Annotated in this window: 20 protein-coding genes; 1 reads left to right on the top strand and 19 read right to left on the bottom strand. The window is 67.4% G+C overall.

Features of this window, described 5'->3' with window-relative positions; translation table 11 throughout:
• Positions 1-4: 4 nt before the first annotated feature.
• Positions 5-316, bottom strand: a complete 312-nt coding sequence (locus LTH96_RS07060; RefSeq protein WP_241465006.1) for a hypothetical protein — start codon at positions 314-316, stop codon at positions 5-7.
• A 102-nt stretch (positions 317-418) separates the two neighbouring features.
• Between LTH96_RS07060 and nucS the strand changes: the two genes are divergently transcribed.
• The gene (gene nucS, locus LTH96_RS07065; protein ID WP_241465007.1) at positions 419-1,111 is read left to right on the top strand and encodes an endonuclease NucS; all 693 of its coding nucleotides are present in this window, start codon (positions 419-421) and stop codon (positions 1,109-1,111) included.
• 319 nt (positions 1,112-1,430) lie between these two features.
• Here the strand turns inward: nucS and LTH96_RS07070 are convergent, their stop codons facing one another.
• The 18 genes from LTH96_RS07070 to argS all read right to left on the bottom strand — a co-directional run bounded on the left by LTH96_RS07070 (position 1,431) and on the right by argS (position 22,214).
• A complete protein-coding gene (locus LTH96_RS07070; protein ID WP_241465008.1) occupies positions 1,431-1,697 on the bottom strand; it encodes a F0F1 ATP synthase subunit epsilon in 267 nt (88 codons plus the stop codon).
• 2 nt (positions 1,698-1,699) lie between these two features.
• Positions 1,700-3,160: a F0F1 ATP synthase subunit beta gene (gene atpD / locus LTH96_RS07075; RefSeq protein WP_241465009.1), complete on the bottom strand. Its 1,461-nt coding sequence runs from the start codon at positions 3,158-3,160 to the stop codon at positions 1,700-1,702.
• 69 nt (positions 3,161-3,229) lie between these two features.
• Positions 3,230-4,123, bottom strand: coding sequence for a F0F1 ATP synthase subunit gamma (locus LTH96_RS07080; RefSeq protein WP_241465010.1), 894 nt, complete (start codon positions 4,121-4,123; stop codon positions 3,230-3,232).
• 57 nt (positions 4,124-4,180) lie between these two features.
• Positions 4,181-5,809, bottom strand: coding sequence for a F0F1 ATP synthase subunit alpha (atpA, locus tag LTH96_RS07085; RefSeq protein WP_241465011.1), 1,629 nt, complete (start codon positions 5,807-5,809; stop codon positions 4,181-4,183).
• 89 nt (positions 5,810-5,898) lie between these two features.
• Entirely contained in the window at positions 5,899-6,708 is an 810-nt protein-coding gene (locus tag LTH96_RS07090; protein ID WP_241465012.1) for a F0F1 ATP synthase subunit delta, read from the bottom strand.
• On the bottom strand, positions 6,708-7,277 hold the full coding sequence (locus tag LTH96_RS07095) for a F0F1 ATP synthase subunit B (RefSeq protein ID WP_241465013.1): 570 nt from the start codon (positions 7,275-7,277) through the stop codon (positions 6,708-6,710). The genes LTH96_RS07090 and LTH96_RS07095 overlap by 1 nt, the downstream gene beginning before the upstream one ends.
• An 81-nt stretch (positions 7,278-7,358) precedes the next feature.
• Positions 7,359-7,562, bottom strand: a complete 204-nt coding sequence (locus LTH96_RS07100; protein WP_036476452.1) for an ATP synthase F0 subunit C — start codon at positions 7,560-7,562, stop codon at positions 7,359-7,361.
• Positions 7,563-7,698: 136 nt separating this feature from the next.
• Positions 7,699-8,490, bottom strand: coding sequence for a F0F1 ATP synthase subunit A (gene atpB, locus LTH96_RS07105; protein WP_241465014.1), 792 nt, complete (start codon positions 8,488-8,490; stop codon positions 7,699-7,701).
• A gap of 289 nt (positions 8,491-8,779) precedes the next feature.
• Positions 8,780-9,928, bottom strand: a complete 1,149-nt coding sequence (locus LTH96_RS07110; RefSeq protein WP_241465015.1) for an MraY family glycosyltransferase — start codon at positions 9,926-9,928, stop codon at positions 8,780-8,782.
• Complete coding sequence (locus LTH96_RS07115; protein ID WP_241465016.1) at positions 9,925-10,602, bottom strand: L-threonylcarbamoyladenylate synthase; 678 nt, start codon at positions 10,600-10,602, stop codon at positions 9,925-9,927. Before LTH96_RS07115 ends, LTH96_RS07110 begins: the two co-directional genes overlap by 4 nt.
• Positions 10,590-11,570 carry a peptide chain release factor N(5)-glutamine methyltransferase gene (gene prmC / locus LTH96_RS07120; RefSeq protein ID WP_241465017.1) on the bottom strand — a complete coding sequence of 327 codons (981 nt, stop codon included), beginning with the start codon at positions 11,568-11,570 and terminating at the stop codon, positions 10,590-10,592. Before prmC ends, LTH96_RS07115 begins: the two co-directional genes overlap by 13 nt.
• A gap of 5 nt (positions 11,571-11,575) precedes the next feature.
• The gene (gene prfA / locus LTH96_RS07125) at positions 11,576-12,658 is read right to left on the bottom strand and encodes a peptide chain release factor 1 (RefSeq protein WP_241465107.1); all 1,083 of its coding nucleotides are present in this window, start codon (positions 12,656-12,658) and stop codon (positions 11,576-11,578) included.
• A gap of 143 nt (positions 12,659-12,801) precedes the next feature.
• Complete coding sequence (gene rho / locus LTH96_RS07130; RefSeq protein ID WP_241465018.1) at positions 12,802-15,003, bottom strand: transcription termination factor Rho; 2,202 nt, start codon at positions 15,001-15,003, stop codon at positions 12,802-12,804.
• A gap of 307 nt (positions 15,004-15,310) precedes the next feature.
• Positions 15,311-16,429: a homoserine kinase gene (gene thrB / locus LTH96_RS07135; RefSeq protein ID WP_241465019.1), complete on the bottom strand. Its 1,119-nt coding sequence runs from the start codon at positions 16,427-16,429 to the stop codon at positions 15,311-15,313.
• A 22-nt stretch (positions 16,430-16,451) separates the two neighbouring features.
• Entirely contained in the window at positions 16,452-17,561 is a 1,110-nt protein-coding gene (gene thrC, locus LTH96_RS07140; RefSeq protein WP_241465020.1) for a threonine synthase, read from the bottom strand.
• A gap of 61 nt (positions 17,562-17,622) precedes the next feature.
• The gene (locus tag LTH96_RS07145) at positions 17,623-18,972 is read right to left on the bottom strand and encodes a homoserine dehydrogenase (RefSeq protein ID WP_241465108.1); all 1,350 of its coding nucleotides are present in this window, start codon (positions 18,970-18,972) and stop codon (positions 17,623-17,625) included.
• A 56-nt stretch (positions 18,973-19,028) separates the two neighbouring features.
• Positions 19,029-20,552, bottom strand: coding sequence for a diaminopimelate decarboxylase (locus tag LTH96_RS07150; protein WP_241465109.1), 1,524 nt, complete (start codon positions 20,550-20,552; stop codon positions 19,029-19,031).
• 6 nt (positions 20,553-20,558) lie between these two features.
• A complete protein-coding gene (argS, locus tag LTH96_RS07155; protein WP_241465021.1) occupies positions 20,559-22,214 on the bottom strand; it encodes an arginine--tRNA ligase in 1,656 nt (551 codons plus the stop codon).
• Between the last annotated feature and the right edge of the window lie 33 nt (positions 22,215-22,247).

The raw sequence follows: 22,247 nt of genomic DNA on the forward strand, positions 1-22,247 counted from the left end.
GACCTCAGCCTATCCGCCAGCAGTGGCTGTGCCAGTGGCGTCGCTCGGCGGCCGCGTGCTCATCGCCGAAGATCGAATCGGCCCGCCAGGCGACGACGTGAGCGGTCCCTGCCGGCACGGGAAGGTGACATCCCGGGCAGGTGTAGCTCTTCTGCGCTGCGGAGGCGGAGATGTGCCGCACGTGATATTCCCCGTCACGGCGGCGCACCGTCCCGGAGGAGAATGCGCCCTGACCGAAGACCCCCGTGGACAGCGGTCGGTGCTCGCGCTGCCACTTCGACGCGCGCCTTCCGGGTCCCTTCGCTGACTTGGCCATGGGCTCCATTGTTTCAGGTGTGGGGCTCCGGATACCACGACACAGCTGGGCCACTGGTCCCGGGTGCGGCCCTTCCCCCGAGACCGGGTAGGATCAGTCACCGTGCGATTGGTAATTGCGACCTGTTCAGTGTCATATTCCGGCCGGCTCAACGCCCACCTGGCCCAGGCCACGCGCCTGCTCATGGTGAAGGCCGACGGCGGCGTGCTCATCCACTCCGACGGCGGCTCCTATAAGCCGCTCAACTGGATGTCCCCGCCCGCCACGATGCGGGTGACCGCGCCCGACGCGCAGCAGCGTGAGGCCGGTATCACCGAGGTCTGGAACGTCTCGGCGACCAAGAGCGACGACACCCTGTCCATCCTGATCAGCGAGGTCCACGAGGACGTCTCGCATGATCTCGGCGTGGACCCGGGTCTGGTCAAGGACGGCGTGGAGTCCGATCTGCAGCGGCTGCTCGCCGAGCAGATCGAGCTGCTCGGCGCCGGCCACCGGCTCATCCGTCGGGAGCACCCCACCCCGATCGGTCCGGTGGACATCCTCGCCCGCGGCCCACAGGGCAGCGTCGCCGTGGAGCTCAAGCGTCGCGGCGACATCGACGGGGTTGAGCAGCTCACCCGCTACCTGGACCTGCTCAACCGCGATCCGCTGCTGGCGCCCGTGCAGGGAGTCTTCGCGGCCCAGCAGATCAAGCCCCAGGCACGCACCCTCGCCGAGGACCGCGGCATCCGCTGCCTCGTGCTGGACTATGACGCGATGCGCGGGGTCGACGACGCCGACTCGCGCCTCTTCTAGCCGGCTGAACCTCCGGCCCGAAACGTCGGGAGGCTCACCCCTGGGGTCGGCGTCGCCGCAGAGCCGGCTGTCCCGGCCGGACTCGGCATCGAGCTCGCGCACCATGGCGGGCATCTCGCCCCTGGACCATCTCGACGCCCCTCGCGTTCGGCAGCGCCTGATGCGCCGCCATGAGCTGGCGAAGCTGTCCATGAGCTTCGCGCACGCGCGCACAGACAGGATGAGCTTCGCGCACGCGCGCACAGACAGGCGGGCCCCCGGCCTCCGTGAGGAGTCCGGGGGCCCGCCTGGCGATGAGGTGGATCAGTCGATGATCGGGTCAGCTCTGCGTGAGCTCGGCCTCGTCCGCGACGATGGTCACCTGATCGGAGTCCACCGAGAAGAAGCCTCCGGTGACCTTCGCGTTCACTGGGGAGCCCTCGACGGGGTTGATGACCAGCTCACCTTCGGCCAGCAGCGAGAGCACCGGAGTGTGACCCGGCAGGATTCCGATGTCACCTTCCACTGTGCGCGCGCGCACCGACTTGGCGGCACCGGACCAGACGGCGTGGTCGCTGGCGACCACCTGAACGTCGAGTTCGGCCATGATCAGGACCTCTTCTTGATCTCGGCGTAGAGACGCTCGACATCATCGAGGCCGCCGACGTTGTAGAACGCCTGCTCCGGGATGTGGTCGAGATCACCGTTGGCGATGGCGTTGAAGCCCTCGATGGTGTCCTTGATCGCCACAGTGGAACCGTCGACGCCGGTGAACTGCTTGGCGGTGTAGGTGTTCTGTGACAGGAACTGCTCGATGCGGCGGGCGCGGGAGACGACGATCTTGTCTTCTTCGCCGAGCTCATCGATGCCGAGGATCGCGATGATGTCCTGCAGCTCCTTGTTCTTCTGCAGGATCTGCTTCACCCGAGTCGCGGTGTCGTAGTGCTCCTGACCCACGTACTGCGGGTCAAGGATGCGCGAGGTCGAGCTCAGCGGGTCCACAGCCGGGTACAGACCACGCGAGGCGATTGCACGGGAAAGCTCCGTGGTCGCGTCCAGGTGGGCGAACACGTTCGCCGGCGCCGGGTCGGTGTAGTCATCGGCGGGGACGTAGACGGCCTGCATCGATGTGATGGAGTGGCCGCGGGTCGAGGTGATGCGCTCCTGGAGCACACCCATCTCGTCGGCAAGGTTCGGCTGGTAACCCACTGCTGAAGGCATGCGCCCCAGCAGCGTGGAGACCTCGGAGCCGGCCTGCGAGAAGCGGAAGATGTTGTCGATGAAGAGCAGCACATCCTGGTTCTGCACATCGCGGAAGTACTCCGCCATGGTCAGCGCACTCAGTGCCACACGCAGACGCGTGCCTGGCGGCTCATCCATCTGACCGAACACCAAGGCGGTGTCCTTGAGGACGTTGGCCTCTTCCATCTCGACCCAGAGGTCGTTGCCCTCACGGGTGCGCTCACCGACACCGGCGAACACCGAGGTGCCGCCGAAGTTGCGGGCCACACGGGTGATCATCTCCTGGATGAGCACCGTCTTGCCCACACCGGCGCCGCCGAAGAGGCCGATCTTGCCGCCCTGGATGTATGGGGTCAGCAGGTCGATCACCTTGATGCCGGTCTCCAGCATCTCGGTGGAGCCCTCGAGTGCCGCGAAGTTCGGAGCCGGGCGGTGGATCGGCCAGCGATCCTGAACCTCCAGCTCGGAGATCGGCATGTCCAGGGTCTCGCCCAGGACGTTGAAGATGTGTCCCTTCACGGACTCACCCACGGGCACCGTGATGGCTGATCCGGTGTCGTGCACGGGGGTGCCGCGCACCAGGCCGTCGGTGGCCTGCAGCGAGATCGCACGGATCAGGTTGTCGCCCAGGTGTGCAGCGACCTCGAACGTGATCTTGCGGGTCACGCCGCCGAGGGTGACCTCGGAGTTGAGCGCGTTGTACATCGATGGGATGGAGTCGGCGGGGAACTCAATGTCCACGACCGGACCGATCACCCGGGCGATGCGACCAGTCGCACCCGGCTGACCGGCTGCTCCGGAGCTCTGCTCTGCAGTAGTGGCAGTCATCTCTCTCACTTCACTTGATCTTGGATGATGTCAAAACGTCTGTTGTTGGCCTGCGGGGGTACCCGTGGGCTAGCTCGCGGCCAGAGCGTCGGCACCCGCGATGAGCTCGCTGAGCTCCTGGGTGATCTCGGCCTGGCGAGCGTTGTTGCGCAACAGGGTGAACTTCTTGATGAGGTCGTCCGCGTTGTCGGCAGCAGACTTCATCGCCCGCTGGCGAGCCGCGAGCTCCGACGCCGAGGCTTCCAGCATCGCCGCGAAGATCTTGGACTCGATGTACCGCGGAAGCAGCGCATCGAGGACCTCTTCGGCGGCGGGCTCGAAGTCATACAGCGGGGTGGGCTCGTGCTTGGCTTCCGCATCCTGCTCCACGAAGGCCAGCGGCAACAGACGTCGCACCACCGGCTCCTGCTTCACCATGGACTGGAACTCGGTGTAGACGAGATACAGCTCGTCCACGCCGCCCTCCTCGGTGGGCTGCAGGAAGCGATCGACCAGCGTGCGGCCGATCTCCTGAGCACGTTCCACCTCGGGGGCGTCCGTGTTTCCGGTCCATACCTGGTCATACTCCCGCTCACGGAAGTCATAGAACGCCTGCGCCTTGCGTCCATAGAGGTAGGGGCGGATCTCCTTGCCGTCCTCCCGAAGGCGCTTGGTCAGGGCTTCGCCCCGCTTGAGCACGTTCGTGGAGTAGGCGCCGGCGAGTCCGCGGTCGCTGGTGACGATCAGCACTGCCGCGCGGGTGGGGTTCTCCACCTTCGTGGTCAGCACGTGATCGATGTCGTTCTGCGAGGCCACGGCGGAGACCGCACGTGTGATGGCATCTGCGTATGGCGAGGCTGCCCGCGCACGGCTGCGTGCTTTGCCGATGCGAGACGTCGCGATCAGCTCCATCGCCTTGAAGATCTTCTTCATCGACGAAGTCGATGCGATCTTCTGGCGGTAGACCCGAATCTGGGCTCCCATGCTTGTCCTTCCTTGATGTCGTTCAGCAAGTGATTCTGCTCAGCTGCGGTGTGGACCTCAGCTGCGTGCGGGAATCTCTTCCTGGCTGATCTCGTCGGCGGACATCGCGTCGGTCTGCTCGTTGCCCACGATGGACGTGGCACCCTCGGCGTGGAATTCCTTCTTGAACGCGACCATGGCTTCTTTGAGCGCACTGACGGTGTCGTCCTCGAGCTTGCCCGAGGCGGCGATGTTGGTCAGCACGTTGGTCTTGCGACGCAGGTAGTCCAGCCAGTCCGTCTCGAAGCGCTTGATGTCCGCAGTCTCGACATCGTCCAGGTGACCCTGGGAACCGGTCCAGATCGATGCGACCTGATCCTCGATGGCGTACGGCGTGTACTGCGCCTGCTTGAGCAGCTCGGTCTGGCGCTCGCCGCGCACCAGCTGCTGCCGGGTGGCGGGGTCGAGGTCCGAGGCGAACATGGCGAAAGCCTGCATGTCCCGGTACTGCGCCAGGTCCAGCTTCAGCGTGCCGGAGACCTTCTTCATGGCCTTGAGCTGAGCGGCACCACCGACGCGGGACACCGAGATGCCCACGTCGACTGCCGGACGCTGGTTGGCGTTGAAGAGGTCCGACTGCAGGAAGATCTGACCGTCGGTGATCGAGATGACGTTGGTCGGGATGTAGGCCGACACGTCGTTGGCCTTGGTCTCCACCAGCGGAAGTCCGGTCATCGAACCCGCGCCGAGCTCGTCGGAGAGCTTGGCACAACGCTCGAGCAGACGAGAGTGGAGGTAGAACACGTCGCCGGGGTACGCCTCGCGTCCCGGTGGGCGACGCAGCAGCAGCGACACCGCACGGTAGGCCTCAGCCTGCTTGGAGAGGTCATCGAACACGATCAGCACGTGCTTGCCGCCGTACATCCAGTGCTGGCCGATGGCCGAACCGGCGAACGGTGCCAGGTACTTATAGCCGGCGGGGTCAGATGCCGGGGACGCCACGATGGTGGTGTACTCCAGCGCGCCGCGCTCTTCGAGGGTCTGCCGCACGGCCGCGATGGTGGAGGCCTTCTGGCCCACAGCAACGTAGACGCAGCGAACCTGCTTGGTGACGTCGCCGGATTCCCAGTTGGCCTTCTGGTTCAGGATGGCGTCGATGGCGATCGCGGTCTTGCCGGTCTGGCGGTCACCGATGATCAGCTGACGCTGACCGCGGCCGATCGGGATCATGGCGTCGATGGCCTTGATGCCGGTCTGGAGCGGCTCGTGCACGGATTTGCGCTGCACCACCGAGGGAGCCTGGAGCTCCATCGGACGGCGACCCTCCGGGGTGATGTCGCCCTTGTCATCGATGGGCGTGCCCAGCGGGTCGACCACGCGACCCAGGAATTCGTCACCGACCGGGACCGAGAGGACCTCGCCGGTGCGGGTGACCTCCTGGCCCTCCACGATGCCGGAGAACTCGCCGAGGATCACGACGCCGATCTCTCGGGTGTCGAGGTTCTGGGCCAGGCCCAGGGTGCCGTCTTCGAAGCGAAGAAGTTCGTTTGCCATGGTCGAGGGAAGTCCCTCGACTCGAGCGATGCCGTCAGCCGCGGAGATCACGCGTCCGACCTCGACGCGCTCTGCGCTGCCGGGATCGTAGGATGCGGCGAAATCGTTCAAGGCGTTGCGGACGTCGTCGGCGTTGATGGTCAAGTCGGCCATCTGCAGTCCCTGCTCTCCTCAGTAATGGCCGCGAGGTGCGGCCGGGTGGTTCAAAGATTCACGTATGTGTTGAGCCAGTCTGAAGAAGACTAGCTGGCCAGTCTCCGGTGGAGATCATTGAGTTTGGTGGCCACCGTGCTGTCGACCACCTCATCACCGACCTGGACTCGGATGCCGCCGACCACAGCAGGGTCGAGCACGACGTCGAGCTTCAGCTCTCGACCGAAGTAACGGTCCAGGCTTGCCCCGAGCCGCTGCATATAGCCGGGGTCCAGCTCCTTGGCGACGGTGACCAGTGCGATCCAGCGCTGCTGGCGTGCCGCGATCTGCTCGGTGAAGCGCTCGACGAGCTGCGCGGGTCGAAGCCCGCGCGGCGCCGTCACAGCACGATCGATGAGCAGCCGCGCCTCGGCGCTGGCTCCCGGGGAGAGCTGGGCTGCGAGCTTCTGCTTGGCCTCAGGCGTTGCCTGGGCGTCAGTCAGCGCGCGCTGCACCTGGTGCGAGGAGGCCACGGTCCGCCGGAAGTCCAGCAGTGCCGACTCCAGCTTCTCCAGACCTGCCAGGCCCTCGCGCTCGGCCTGCACCACCACCACGACGACGGCGAGGATCTCGACGGCGTCGCCGAGGTCGCGCTCCTTGCTCCAGCGTCGCGAGACGAGGGCATCGAGGACTTCCGTCGTCGTGCCCCTGACCTTCGCGCCGAAGAGGCTGCGTGCCATCGCCACCCGGTCCTGAGGATCGCGGGAGGGGTCGGTGAGGCTGCGGCGCAGCCCTGCCGAGGAATCGAGCACATCCAGTACAGCGAAGAGCTCACGGGCGACCTCAAGGTCGGCCTGCGCCAATGAGGGCGCGAGCTCCTTCTGCACGGCTGCGAGGGATTCGGTGGTCACCGCTGCCATTACTGTGCTGCTCCTGTCTGGCCAGCCTGGGCTGACTGATCAGCGTCGAGATCCGCGAGGAAGCGATCGACCACTCGCTGGGAGCGGGTGTCGTCCTCGAGCGCCTCGCCGACGATCCGGCTCGCGAGCTGTGTGGCCAGCGAACCGACCTCAGCCTTGAGCGAATGCGCAGCCGATGCCCGTTCTGCGGCGATCTGCTGCTGGGCCTGCTCGGTGATGCGGGCCGCCTCAGCGGCGGCCTTCTCCTTGTGCTCGGCGACGATCTCGGCACCTTCGGCGCGAGCTTCCTCGCGCATCCGGCTCGCCTCTGCACGGGCATCCCCAAGGTTCTTCTCGTACTCGGCCTTCATGGCTTCGGCCTCAGCCTTGGCCTTCTCAGCCTCGTTGAGTCCACCTTCGATGGCCTCGGTACGGGCCTGATAGGCCTTCTCGAATGCTGGCACGATCCATTTCTGGACCACGAACAGCAGCACCAGGAAGCCCAATAGCACAACCAGGAATTCCCAGAAGTTGGGGAGCAACGGGTTGGCGTCACCTTCTGCTGCCTGGATCAGAGATGCACTGATCATGTGTTCACCCTTTTTTCAGTAGTCTGACGATCTCAGAGGGCCCGGAGTTCCGGTGCCCGTCCCAGAAGAATCGGACCAGCGTCAGAGCACGAAGGCGAAGACGATGGCAAGGATGAAGACCGCCTCCGCCAGCGCGAAGCCGAGGATGGCGATGGGCTGCAGCACGCGCTGCGCCTCAGGCTGGCGGGCCACACCGTTGAGGTAGGCCGAGAAGATCATGCCGATGGCCAGTGCAGCGCCGAAGCCTGCGAGACCCATGCCGACCATGTTCAGAGTGCCGTCCATATGTGTTGCTCACTTTCTGTCTGAGTCCCCGTGCGTACCACGCGGACGGTTCTAATGTCTGGCCTACCGGCATGTGCCGGTCCGCCGCTGCGCCTCGACGTCCTGGTAGGAACGCCGAACCGCATAGAGGGAAAAATCAGTGGGCGTCTGCCTCGATCGAGCCCTGGATGTAGATCGCTGTCAGCAGCGCGAAGACGAAGGCCTGAAGGACCATCATGATCAGCTCCAGGAAGTACAGCGGGATGGAGCCGACGAGGATGAGCGCGCCCAGGCCGTAGTCGGCCAGGCCGCCCTGCTGGGCGACGAGGAACTCGACGCCGGAGCCGGCGAGCATCACGATGATGTGCCCGGCGAGCATCACGGCCATGAGTCGCAGCGAGTGCGTCAGCGGGCGGATGATGAAGTTGGAGAGGAACTCCAGGACCACGAGCAGCGGCAGCAGCCACTTCGGCACGCCTGAGGGCACCGTCATGAGCTTGATGAACTTGGGGCCGTGGGTCTTGAAGCCCAGCGCGATCCAGGTGATCCAGATGATCAGGGCCAGCGCGTAGGCGGGGCCTGCGTGGGAGAACGTGGGCAGCTGCAGGCCCGGGACGGCGCCGAAGATGTTGTTGACCAGCACGAAGAAGAACACCGCGAAGAGCAGCGGGATCCACTGCCGGAAGTGCTTCTCGCCGAGGATGTCGCGTCCCAGGGTGTGCCGGACGAACCCGTAGCCGGACTCGGCAAGGTACTGGGTGCGCGACGGGACGAGGGACTGCTTCCGGATCGCCCACATGAAGAACCAGGAGATGACGATGACCGAGAGGATGACCATCAGCATGTTCTTGCCGAAGCCAGTCCCCCACTCCGCCATCCAGGGAAAGATCTCCGGAAGGTGCGTCTCAGAAATCGTGGGCGGCTGGAATCCACCTTCATTGGTGGCCATGGGCGCAAGCGAATGCAACGCTGGTCCTCTCTGCGGTGTCCGTCAGTGGGTTTCAACCCCGGGCATCGGAAGCCGGATCAACTCCGTCTCGCCTTTTATGTGGACCGCCAGTCTATGAGCAAGACTTCCGAAGACGGTCCACGGGCAACTCCCCCACGCAGGTGTTGGAAAACACAGAACTGGTGTGGGAAGTCACCGAAAGCCTACCAGAACAACGACCCCCGGCACTGCCGGAGGACCACCGACGAAGGCGGTCCCACCACACCGAAAGCCGTCCTGACCCGGGTCATCAGTCGTTGAGTCGGTGCCGCAGCGCACGCTGGGCGGCGGCCCGGTTGACCCGCAGCGCACGACGGCGGAGCCAGGGCCCCAGCGTGAGCACCACCGCGGCGCCCAGGCTCAGCACCATGCCCAGAGTGACCAGCCACCAGGGCAGGAAGTTGAAGGAGACGGCTCCGAAGGCGAACAGCGCAGACCAGAAGTAGAGCAGCAGCACCGCCTGCGGGTGGGAATAGCCGCCGTCGACCAGCTTGTGGTGCAGATGGCCACGGTCAGGGGTGAAGGGTGAGGCGCCCCGAGCGGTGCGTCGGACCACCGCCAGCGCCAGGTCCAGCAGCGGCAGCAGGGTCACCGCCAGGGGCAGCAGGATCGGCATGTACGCGGGGATGTTACGGAATCTGAAGCCCTCGGCGAGCTGGCCGACGTCGGCGGTCACTGCCAGCGCCCCGGCCGCCATGACCAGGCCCAGCAGCATGGCCCCGGTGTCGCCCATGATGATCTTCGAGGGGTAGAAGTTGTGCGGCAGGAAGCCCAGACACGAGCCCACGAGCACCGCCATCAGCAGCGTCACCAGGTTCGAGGCGTCGAAGGCGTTGATCGAGAGCGTCAGCAGGTAGCTGTAGATGAAGAACGCGGCGCCGCCCAGCGCGGCGACTCCGGCAGCCAGTCCGTCGAGCCCGTCGATGAAGTTGAAGGCATTGATGGTCAGCACCACCACGAACACGGTCAGCATCGCCTGCACCAGCGGCCCGCCGACTCCGAGCCAGCCCACCGGCATGACCTCGAGCTGGATCCCGTGGAGCACCAGGATGATGGCGGCGCCGACCTGTCCGCCGAGCTTGACCATCCAGGGGATGTCCCAGGCGTCATCGGCCATGCCGACCAGCAGGATCACCACCATCGCCGCGAAGACGCCGCGCACGGGGGTCAGGTCGGCGAAGATCCCACTCAGATAGGGAATCGTGGAGGCGGCGGCGAGACCGACGACCATCCCGAGGAACATCGCCACCCCGCCCCAGCGCGGCTTGATCTGGTTGTGCACATCACGTTCCCGGATCGGGGTGTAGATGCCCAGCTTCAACGCGATGGTCCGCACCGCGGGGGTGAGCAGATAGGTCACCACCATCGAGACGGCGAGGACGGCCAGGAAATAGATCATGAGTGCGAGTCGGACGCCTCTGCCTCGGGCGCCACGCTGGCTACGACGGCCTGCAGCTCGGCCAGGGGCAGGGCCCCGGTGCGCACCACGCGGGGCGGCGTCACCGTGGCGTCGATGATGGTCGACGCGGCGGATGAGCCGCGGTCACCGGCGTCGAGGTACACCGCGACCGACTCGGCGAGCATCTGCTGGGCCTCGGTGACGGTGGTCGCGGCGGGCATTCCGGTGCGGTTGGCCGAGGAGACCGCGAGCGGCCCAGTGGCGTTGAGCAGATCCAGGGCGAGCTCATCGGCCGGCATGCGCAGCGCGACGGTGCCATGGGTCTCCCCCAGGTCCCAGCGCAGCGAGGGCTGGGCGTTGAGGATCAGCGTCATCGGGCCGGGCCAGAACGCCTGCGCCAGGGTCCTGGCCTCCTCGGGCACGTCGATGGCCAGCGCGTCCATGATCTCGGGGCGACCGATCAGCACCGGCGGCGGCATGGTGCGACTGCGGCCCTTGGCCGCGAGCAGCACCGCCACGGCCTGCGGGGAGAACGCGTCGGCGCCGATGCCGTAGACGGTGTCGGTGGGGAGGACCACCGTCTCCCCTCGAGAGAGCGCGTCCTGCGCCGCGGAGATGCCCTCGGCGCGGGAGGCGGGGTCCGTGCAGTCGACTGTCTGGCTCACGCGCGCCATTCTTCCACGCCGACGGCGGGATACGGGTCAGCCACGAGACCTGCGTCAACGGCGGGAGCTGGGTCAGTGACCGCGCTGGTGGCGCGATCCCGGCCGGTGAGGTCCTGGTGCGTGCTCACCTGAGCCAGCGAGCTGTCTGCCTTGCAGTGCTCGGCCAGCGCCTGCGCCTGAGCTTCGGCGTGTTCGAGGATGAACCAGCCTCCCGGCACGAGCAGCCGCTTGGCGGCGGCGATCACCGCATGGGGCATGGTGAGCCCGTCGGCGCCCCCGCCGTAGAGCGCCAGCTCCGGATCATGCACCCGCACCTCCTCCTCACGCGGCACCATGCCGGCGGGGATATAGGGCGGGTTGGACACGACGACGTCGAAGCTGGACTCCCACTCCTCGGGCACCTCACGCAGGTCGCGCTGGTGCAGGGTCACTCCGAGCGGGGCCAGATTCAGCTCCGCCCAGGCGACGGCCTGGGTGGAGAGCTCCACGGCGTGGACCTCGGCCGAGGGGTGTTCTGCGGCGATGGCGGCGGCCAGGGCGCCTGAGCCGGTGCCGAGATCGACCACGCGGGGCCGCCAGGAGGGTGGGCGCTGCGCGGCCATCCGGGCCAGCTGTTCGAGCGCCGCCTGGGCGACCTGCTCGGTCTCGGGGCGCGGGATGAAGACTCCGGGGCCCACCCGCAGCTCGAGGTGCCGGAAGGGCGCCAGTCCGGTGAGGTGCTGCAGCGGCACCCGGTCCGCACGTTCGGCCACCAGGTCGGTGATCCGCTCGGCGTCGGCAGCGGTGACCGAGCTTGAGGCTATGGCCATCGCGGCGAGGCGTCCGCGCGGGACGCCGAGCACGTGGGCGGCGAGGATCTCGGCGTCGACCCTGGGACTCGGAACGCCCGCTGCGCGGAGCCGGGCGGCGGCGTCGTCGATGAGCTGATCGGCCGGGTGGTCCCCCGGCTGGGCACCGGCTGGCTGATGTGTGGGCATGGGACTCAGTCCTGGGTGTCGTTCAGCGCCGCGAGCCGCTCCTGCTCGTCGAGCTCGACGCAGGACTGGATCACGGCCTCCAGGTCGCCGTTGATCACGGTGTCCAGGTTGTAGGCCTTGTACCCGCTGCGGTGATCGACGATCCGGTTCTCCGGGTAGTTATAGGTGCGGATGCGTTCGGAGCGATCCATGGTGCGGACCTGGGACTTGCGCACCTGCGCATTGTCGGCGTCGATCTGTTCCTGCTGGTGGGCCAGGATGCGGGAGCGCAGCACGCGCATCGCAGCCTCCTTGTTCTGCAGCTGGGACTTCTCGTTCTGCATGGCCACCACGATCCCGGTGGGCAGGTGGGTGATCCGCACCGCGGAGTCCGTGGTGTTCACACTCTGACCTCCGGGCCCGGAGGAGCGGTAGACGTCGATCTTGAGGTCGTTCTGGCTCAGCTCCAGCTCCTCAGGCTCGTCGACCTCTGGCAGGACCAGCACACCGGCCGCCGAGGTGTGGATCCGGCCCTGGGACTCGGTCTCGGGCACGCGCTGGACCCGGTGCACGCCGCCCTCGAACTTCAGGTGCGCGTAGACGCCCCGGGCCGGGTCATTGGTGGAGGACTTGATCGCCATCTGCACGTCCTTGTAGCCACCGAGGTCCGAGGGGGTCGAGGAGATGATCTCGGTCTTCCAGCCCCTGGCCTCTGAATAGCGGGTGTACATGCGCAGCAGGTCTCCGGCGAAGAGCGCGGCCTCATCGCCCCCGGCACCGCCCTTGACCTCGATGATCACGTTGCGCACGTCGTTCTCGTCGCGCGGGATCAGCATGCGCAGCAGCTTCGCCGCGGCCTCCTCGAGCTGGGCTGTGAGCGCGGGGATCTCGGCGGAGAACTCGGAGTCCTCCTGGGCGAGCTCCTGGGTGGTCGCCAGGTCCTCGCTGAGCTGCTTCCAGGTCTTGTGCGCCTCAGCCACACCGTTGAGCTGGGCGTAGCGGCGTCCCAGCCGGCGGGCCAGCGACTGGTCGGCGTGGACCTGTGGGTCGGCGAGCTGCTCCTGAAGTTCGGCGTGCTCGGCGAGCAGCGTCGATACGGAGTCGAACATCCGGGCGTTGATCTCTTCGCTCATGACTGGATTCTCTTTCATTTCCGTGGCTGAAGCGCGAACGGAGCGCTGGCGGACCGGGCTGGTACAGGCGAAGCCCGGGGTGAGCGCATGCTCTCCCCGGGCTTCGCCTGATGAGTCGGCTAGTTGCCTTTGTCTCCGAGCGTGGTCTTCGACGCCAGCATCAGGAACTCAGCGTTGGACTGGGTCGCCTTGAGCTTGTTGATCAGCAGCTCAAGACCCTGCTCCTGCTCGAGTCCGGAGAGCACGCGGCGCAGCTTCCACATGATCTTGACCTCCTCAGCCGAGAGGAGGTTCTCCTCACGACGGGTGGAGGACTCGTTCACGTTCACGGCTGGGAAGATCCGCTTGTCCGCCAGGCGGCGGGACAGCCGCAGCTCCATGTTGCCGGTGCCCTTGAACTCCTCGAAGATGACCTCGTCCATCTTGGACCCGGTCTCCACCAGCGCGGTCGCGAGGATGGTCAGCGAACCGCCATGCTCGATGTTGCGCGCTGCACCGAAGAACCGCTTCGGCGGGTAGAGCGCGTTGGCGTCGACACCGCCGGAGAGGATCCGACCGGAGGCCGGAGCCGCGGTGTTGTAGGCGCGACCCAGTCGGGTCATGGAGTCCAGCAGCACGACGACGTCCTTGCCCAGCTCCACCAGTCGCTTCGCGCGTTCGATGGCCAGCTCGGCGACGGTGGTGTGGTCATCGGCCGGGCGGTCGAAGGTCGAGGCGATGACTTCGCCGTCGACCGTGCGCTGCATGTCGGTGACCTCCTCGGGCCGCTCGTCGACCAGGACCATCATGAGGTGGACCTCAGGATTGTTGGCCTTGATCGATTTCGCCAGGGCCTGCAGGATGATCGTCTTGCCTGCCTTGGGCGGGGAGACGATCAGGCCGCGCTGGCCCTTGCCGATCGGAGCGATCAGGTCGATCACGCGGGGGGCGATGTCCTTCGGGTCACCCTCGAGGCGCAGACGATCCTGCGGGTAGAGCGGAACCAGCTTGCTGAACTCGACACGATCGGTGTTGGCCTCCGAAGGGCGGCCGTTGACGGCGTCGAGCTTCACCAGCGCGTTGAACTTCGCGCGCTTCTGCGGGTTCTCCCCGTCGCGGGGGGCGCGGATGTGTCCGTGGACGGCGTCACCCTTGCGCAGGTTGTGCCGCTTGACCTGGGCCAGGGAGACGTAGACGTCGTTGGGTCCGGGGAGGTAGCCCGAGGTGCGCACGAAGGCGTAGTTGTCGAGCACATCCAGGATGCCCGCCACCGGGACCAGGACATCGTCCTCGGTGACCTCGGTGTCGTCGACCTCTGGATCGCGGCCGCGGCGACGGTTGCTGCGGTCGTTGCGGTCGTTACGGTCATTGCGGTCATTGCGGTCATTGCGGTCGTTGCGGTTGCGGCTGCGCCGGTTGCGACGCTCCTCGTCACGGCCGCCGTCGCTCCGCTGACCCTCGCTGCGCTGGCCGTCATTGCGCTCGCTGCGGCTGCTGTCGCGGCCGCCGTCGCTGCGCTGGCCGTCGCTGCGATCGCTGCGCTCGCTGCGGTTGCCGCGGCCACCGTCACGACCGTTGTTGTCGCGGTTGTTGTCGCGATTGCGTCGGCCGCGGCCTTCGCCGTCGTTGCGCTGGCCGTTCTCCTGAGTCTGGTCCTGAGTCTGCTCGTTGGAGCCCGACTGAGAGTTCGACTGCTGGGAATCCGACTGCTGGGCGTTGGACTGCTGGGTCTCGGCCGGCGCAGTGTTCTGCTGCTGGCTCCCGTTGTCGTCGCGGTTGCGGTTGCGGCGGTTGCGGTTGCGTCCGCGGGGCTGAGAATCGCCGCCGTCATCGCTGCCGTTGTTCTCGCCACCCTGCTGATCAGCGCGCCGGTCGATGCCGTTGCTGTCATTGCGGCCGTTGTCGCGAGAGTTCTCGGTGCGCGTGTCATCGGTGCTCGCGGCGTTCTCAGCGCTGTCCGCGGTGGAGCCGTTCTGCTCTGCGGCAGCTTCGCTCGCCTTGGACCGGCGGCGGTTGGGGCGCTTGGCGGCAGGCTCCTCGGAGCTCGCGGTCTGCCCATCATTGCCGCCCTTGGCGTCGTCGTTCTCGCGGCCTGCGGCGGCCGCCTGGTCCTGCTTCTTGTCCCGTTCGGCGACGGCGCCTCCGCGCTGATGAGAGGAGATGGCCTCCACCAGAGCAGATTTGCGCATCCGGGAGCTTCCGGTGATGCCCAGCTGTGAGGCAAGCGCCTGCAGCTGAGCGAGCTTCAGACCGGCAAGCCCGGAGCTCTTGGCCTCGGGTGCAGCGGACTCGGCCTTCTCGGGGCTCTGAGTCGCAGTGGTCTCAGCGGTGGTTTCTGTCACGAAGGTTCCTTCCCCCTCGTCAGGCAGGCCCGGCGGATGCGCCGTCCTGCGATGTCTTCAACGGAGCGTCAGAAGTCCGTTGGCTTATTTCAGTTTCTTTCGCGCATACACCGTCGGGGAGACTTCTTGCACGGTCCTCGTCCCCGGCGGGGAGTGGGATCATCGCGGGACTCTGCTGATTCACTCTGTTGAGGAGTCTGCACCGTCCAGCGCGCAGGAAAAAGCGCAATTCGCGCGAAAGAACATCATGGTGATCTCTACAGGGCCAACTCAATGGATCTGGGGAGAGAGCGTGCGGGGCACGCCATCAACGCTGATGTGCCTCCACTGTAGCACCCGCGCCCGCGATCGGCAGGATTGAGGGGGTGAACACATGGCCCCGCGCGTCGGGCCCGCCAAGTGCCGAGATCTGTTGTGCCGCGGCGCTGGCCTGGGCGTCGGAGTCAGCGAGCACAAGCACCGTGGGTCCCGCGCCGGAGATCACGGCGGCGAACCCCGCTGCGCGGAGTCCGTCCACCAGAGCCATCGACCCGGGGAATGCGGGACGGCGCTGTTCCTGATGCAGCGCGTCCTCAGTGGCGTCGAGCAGCAGCTCCGGAGCGCTGGTGAGGGCGTGGACCAGCAGCGCTGCGCGCGCGGAGTTCTGCGCCGCGGCGGAATGATCGACCTGGGCGGGCAGGAGGTCTCGTGCCACCTGGGTGGACTGCTCGAAGTTCGGCACGGCCACCACGGTGCGCAGGTCCGGGTGCGGGATCAGCGGCGCGGTCTTGAAGGCTCCGTCTCGGGGGTGGACGGCGGACCCGTCAGGCTCACCGGCGGAGCCCAGCGCGGTGGCGGCTGCCTGCCAGGAGATTGCAACCCCTCCGCGCAGCGCCGGGACGTAGTTGTCCGGATGGCCCTCGATCCGGGAACCGATCTGGAGCTTCTCGTCGTCGCTCAACCCGTCTGGGAGCAGCGTGTGCGCGGTCATCACGGCCGAGGCGACGGCCGCTGCCGAGGATCCGAGCCCGCGACTGTGTGGAATGTTGTTGACCGCTCGGACCTGAAGGTCGGGGAGGCTGAAGCCCTTGGCGTTGAGGATCTTCTCGACCAGGGTGACCACCAGGTGGGATGCATCGCGGGGCAGCGTTGCGGAACCCTCACCCTCCACCGTGATCTCCACCTGCGCGGTGGTGCCGCTCCGCGGCGCGGCGTGGACGGTGATCTCATCGTAGAGACCCAGTGCCAGACCCATGGTGTCGTAGCCGGGGCCGAGATTGGCGGAGGTGGCCGGCACCTTCAGGTGGAAGGACGCCGGGGCGGCCAGCGGCTCACGAAGGGCAAGGTCGTTGGCACCTTCCGCGTCATGTCCCTGCGCGGCAGGTGGCGTCGCGGCCGAGGGGGCCAGTGCCTGTTCAGGGGCGAGGCCCTGTCCTAGCTTGTGCATGCTGGGCTGCCCGCTCATCGAATCAGAGCCCCAGCTGCCGGGCCACGGTCTCGACATCCTGCGGGACCATGGTCGGGGTGACGTCCGAGCCGTCGGCGTTCTTCAGCGCCCAGTCTGGATCCTTCAGGCCGTGACCGGTCACGGTGATCACGATCGTCTTGTCCGCCGGCATCTCACCGGCGGAGTGCTTCTTGATCAGTCCGGCGACGCCGGCAGCGGAGGCGGGCTCCACGAAGACGCCCTCCTTGGAGGACAGCCAGCGGTGCGCGACGAGGATCTCCTCGTCGGTCACCGACTCGATGACCCCGGCAGACTCATCCCGAGCGGCCTCGGCCTTCTCCCAGGAGGCGGGATTGCCGATCCGGATGGCCGTTGCGACCGTCTCGGGCTCGGTCACCGGGTGGCCCATGACGATGGGCGCGGCGCCCTCGGCCTGGAACCCCCACATGATCGGGGTGTGGCTGGCCACCGCGGCGAGCTCCTCACCGGTGCCTCCCCCGTAGGGGTTGGTCCAGGGCTGGGAGTACTCCTTGTAGCCCTTCCAGTAAGCGGTGATGTTGCCGGCGTTGCCGACCGGAAGCAGATGGTAGTCCGGGGCATCGCCGAGTGCGTCCACCACCTCGAAGGCTCCGGTCTTCTGGCCTTCGATGCGCGCCGGGTTCACCGAGTTCACCAGGAAGACCGGGTAGTTCTCGGAGAGCTTGCGGGCGATGTCGAGACAGCCGTCGAAGTTGCCGTCCACCTGGATCAGCTCCGCACCGTGGGCGACCGCCTGGGAGAGCTTGCCCATCGCGATCTTGCCCGCCGGCACCAGGACGGCGCAGGTCAGACCGGCCTGGGTCGCGTAGGCGGCGGCCGAGGCGGAGGTGTTGCCGGTGGAGGCGCAGACCACGGCCTTGGCGCCCTCGGCCACCGCGGCGGTGATCGCCATGGTCATGCCGCGGTCCTTGAAGGATCCCGTGGGGTTCATCCCTTCCACCTTCAGGTAGACCGTGCCGGAGACCAGCTCGGAGAGCGCGGGGGCGTAGACCAGCGGGGTGCCGCCCTCTCCCAGGGTGATGACCTCGGTGGTCTCCTCCACGGGGAGTCGGTCTGCATACTCACGGATGACTCCGCGCCATTGGTGCGCCACGAGTGGGGGCTCCTTCATCGTCGTGCTGGTGGGATCTGCTCTGTGTGGGCTGGGCCCAGGACTACTGTTCGACCTCGACGCGAAGCACCGAGTTCACTGCCAGGACCACGTCCAGGGCGCGCAACGTGGACACGGTGTCGGAGAGGTGCTTCTCCTTCGCCAGGTGCGTGACGATCTGCACGACGGCGCCGCGTTCGCGCGCCGCCTCGGTGTCCACCTCACCGTCGGTCGATACGCTTCCGGGCTGGCGCATGGATTCGATGGAGACGTGGTGATCGGCCAGCACGCGGGCCACCTCGGCGATGACACCCTCACGGTCAGCGACTTCCATATCAATGTAGTACTGCGTGCGGGCGTCATCCACCGGCAGTGCGCGAACCGTCTGGGAGTCTCCGTTGGTGTCGGTGGTCCCGGGGTGGTCCGGTCCGCTGTGCAGTCGGCGCGCCACGGAGACCACATCACCCATGATGGCCGAGGAGGTGGGCAGCCCGCCGGCTCCCTGTCCGTAGAACATGAGCTCCCCGGCGTTCTCGGCGACTACGAAGACCGCGTTGAAGGCTCCGCGGACGCTTGCAAGCGGGTGGGTGCGGGGCAGCAGGGTGGGGTGCACGCGCAGGATGGCACCGTCGTCGTTCTTCTCGACGATCGCCAGCAGCTTGATCACATAGCCGGAAGCCGCGGCGGCCTCGATGTCGGCGGAGGTGACGGAGGTGATGCCCTCGCAGTAGACGTCGTCGATGCTGAAGGGCGCGTGGAAGGCCAGCGCGCCGAGGATCGCGGCCTTGGCTGCGGCATCGTGGCCCTCGACGTCGGCGGTCGGGTCGGACTCGGCGTACCCGAGCCGCTGCGCCTCGGCCAGCGCGTCGTAGAAGGCGGCGCCGGTGGAGTCCATCTGGTCCAGGATGTAGTTGGTGGTGCCGTTGACGATGCCCATCACCTTGGTGATGCGGTCGCCGGAGAGGGATTCCTGGATCGGGCGCAGGATCGGGATGGCCCCTCCGACCGCGGCTTCGAAGCGCAGCAGGGCGCCGGACTCTGCGGCGGCCTGGCTGAGCTTTCCGCCCTGGACCGCGAGCAGCGCCTTGTTTCCGGTCACCACTGCGGTGCCGGCGCGCAGCGCGCGCTCCACCAGGGTGCCGGCGGGCTCGAGGCCGCCCATGAGTTCGATGATCAGGTCTGCCTCGTCCACCAGCGCCTCGGCGTCGGTGGTGAGCAGCTCGCCGGGGATCTTCCAGTCGCGCGGGGCCTCGACGTCGCGGACGGCGACGCCGATCAGCTTGATCGGGGCACCGACCCGCGAGGAGATGAGCGCCCGCTCCTCGACCAGGGTGCGTGCGACCTGTGAGCCGACGTTGCCTGCGCCGAGCAGACCGATCTTCAGCGGCTCTGCGGTGGTCCTTGCTGCGGACATCATGACCTCAATCCCTTGTGCCTGTTCGGTTCCCGGCGCTGCGCGCGTGCTGTGTGTCAGTGTGCGGCAAAGCCGGTGTCACGCCCGAGCATGTCCTGCTCGGTCTCTCGGCGGATGAGCACCTGGGAGGCGCCGTCTGCGACGGCGACCACTGCGGGTCGAGTCAGGTAGTTGTAGTTGCTCGAGAGCGAGTGGCAGTATGCGCCGGTGGCGGGAACGGCAAGGAGATCATCCCGGGCCGTCGCCGTCGGCAAGTATACGTTTCGCACGACGATGTCGCCGGACTCGCAGTGTTTGCCCACGATGCGAGACAGCGCGTGGTCTCCGGTCACCCGGCGCGAGGCGAGCACCGCTGAATAGTCGGCGTCGTAGAGCACGCCGCGGGCGTTGTCGCTCATGCCGCCGTCGACGGCCACGTAGCGCCGGGACACGGTGGTGCCGTCGGGGGCGTCGACCTGGACGTCCTTCTGCACCCCGACTCGGTAGAGCGTGACCCCGGCGGGGCCGACGATGGCCCGGCCGGGCTCGATGGAGATCCGTGGGACGCTCAGTCCGTGCTCCGCGCAGGCCTGCTTCACCGTGGCGGCCAGGGCTGCGGCGATTGCTTCGGGGGCCCGCGGGGTGTCGGCCTCGGTGTAGGCGATCCCGTGTCCCCCGCCGAGGTCGAGCTCGGGCAGTTCCACGCCGTAGGCCGCACGCAGGCTGGCCAGGAAGGCGATGAGCTTCTGCGCGGCCAGTTCGAAACCGGCAGGTTCGAAGATCTGCGAGCCGATATGGGCGTGGATTCCACGGAGTTCGACGCCGGGAAGCTCCAGTGCGCGCGAGGCTGCTGTCCAGGCGGGCGAACCGAGGTAGGGGTTGGTGACTTTCGCCTCTGCCCCGGCAGCGTCTGCACCGGACGCGTCTGCACCGGACGCCGGGGTCAGGGAGAGGCCGAACTTCTGATCCTCGTGCGCGGTGGCGATGTATTCGTGGGTGGAGGCGTGCACGCCGGGAGTCAGCCGGAGCATGACCGGGGCGCGGGTGCCGGCTGCCACGGCCAGCGTGGAGATCCGTTCAAGCTCATCGAGGGAATCGGCGATGATGCGGCCGATCCCAGCGTCGAGGGCGCGCTGGATCTCGGCGTCGGACTTGTTGTTCCCGTGCAGTCCGATCTGCCTCGGCGGAACCCCGCCGGCCAGGGCGAGGGCCAGCTCGCCGCCGGAGGCGGTGTCCACGCAGAGCCCCTCCTCCACGGCCCAGCCCGCCACATGGGTGCTCAGGAAGGCTTTGCCGGCATAGAAGACGTCCACCTCGGCCTCAGGGGCGAAGGCTGCGCCGAAGGCCTCGCGGAAGCTGCGGGCGCGGGCCCGGAAGTCTGCCTCGGAGAGCACGTAGAGCGGCGTGCCGTGCTGGGCGGCGAGGGTCACGACGTCGACCCCGCCGATCACCAGGCGGCCCTCGGCGTCGCGGTGCGCGTCGGCCGGGAGCAGCGCCGCCTCGAGGTCATCGGTGTCCCGACGGGCGGTGAGCCAGGCCGGTGCCAGCGGATGCGCGCTGGGGGTGGTTGATTCTTCGGGGGCAGAGCTGCGGGTCGTGATGGCGGCTCACATCCTTTCGGGTGCGGTGACGCCGAGCAGCGCCAGTCCGTTGCGCAGCACCTGGGCGGTGGCGTCGTTGAGCCAGAGCCGGGTGCGGTTGAGATCGGTGACCGGGTCCTGGACGCCGTCGGGGCTGACGCTGGGCGCCACCCGGCACACGGCGTACCAGCCGTGATAGGCGCTGGCCAGGGACTCCAGGTAGCGCGCCACCCGGTGGGGTTCGCGCAGCTCGGCTGCCGAGGCCACCACGGAGGTGAAGCGTCCCAGGTGGGAGAGCAGCTCCTCCTCGGTCTCATGCGTCAGCAGCCCGGCATCGAAGCCGTCGCGGTCCACTCCGGCGGCCTCGGCGTTGCGCGCGGCATTGCGGGAGCGGGCATGGGCGTACTGGACATAGAAGACCGGATTGTCATTGGTCCGCGACTGCAGCAGCTCTGGGTCCACGTCGATCGGGGAGTTCGCTGGGAACCGGGCCAGCGTGTAGCGCAGCGCGTCGGCGCCGAGCCAATCGATCAGGTCGGTGAGCTCGATGATGTTGCCGGCGCGCTTGGACAGCTTCGCGCCGCGGATCGACATCAGCTGCCCGATGAGCACCTCGATGTTGCGCTGCGGATCGTCACCGGCGCAGGCGGCGATGGCCTTGAGCCGGGAGACGTAGCCGTGGTGGTCCGCGCCGAGCAGGTAGATCTTCTCCGTGAAGCCTCGCTCCCGCTTGGAGAGGTAGTAGGCGGCGTCGGCGGCGAAGTAGGTGGGCTCACCGTCGGCCTTGAAGAGCACCCGGTCCTTGTCATCACCGAAGTCGGTGGTGCGCAGCCAGACGGCGCCGTCGCGGTCCTCGATGTGGCCCTGCTCGCGCAGCGTCTCCACCGCGGCGGCGACCTTGCCCTCGGCGTGGAGGGCCTGCTCGGAGTAGAAGACGTCGAAGTGCACGCCGAACGCGGTCAGGGTGTCCTTGATCTGACCCATCTGCGCCTGGAAGCCCAGCTCGCGCACGATCGGCAGCGCCTCTTCGCGGGGCATGTCCTTGACGTCCGGGCGGGCGGCGAGGATCTCGTCGGCCAGCTCGATGACATAGTCACCGGGGTAGCCGCCCTGCGGGACGTCCTCGCCGTGGATGCGGGAGAGCACCGAGTGGCCGAAGACGTTCATCTGGTTGCCGGCGTCGTTGACGTAGTACTCGTTGGCGACCGTGGCGCCGGAGGCGCGCAGCAGCCGGCCGATGGCGTCGCCGAGCGCGGCCCAGCGGGTGTGCCCGATGTGCAGCGGTCCGGTGGGGTTCGCGGAGACGAATTCGACGTTGACGCTCCGCCCGGCCAGCGCCTCGTTGTGACCGAAGGTGTCCCCTGTTTCGACGATCGTGCGGGCAAGCTCCCCTGCGGCGGCGGAGTCCACGGTGATGTTGATGAACCCGGGGCCCGCGATCTCGATGCGCTCCACGCCGGCGACCTGCTCCAGCCTGGCGCCGACGATCTCGGCGAACGCACGCGGGGGCATCCCGGCCTTCTTGGCCAGCTGCAGGGCGATGGTGGTGGCCCAGTCGCCGTGCTCGCGATTCTTGGGGCGCTCGATGACGACGTTCTCGGGGAGATCGACGCTCAGCTCACCGGCTTCGACAGCCTCGGCGAGCACGCTCTTGACAACGGTGGAGAGTTCTTCTGGAGTCACCGGAACAGTCTACGCGGTCCGCCCCGGGAGCCG

It is taken from the genome of Nesterenkonia sp. LB17, from assembly GCF_022565915.1.
Taxonomy (GTDB): domain Bacteria; phylum Actinomycetota; class Actinomycetes; order Actinomycetales; family Micrococcaceae; genus Nesterenkonia.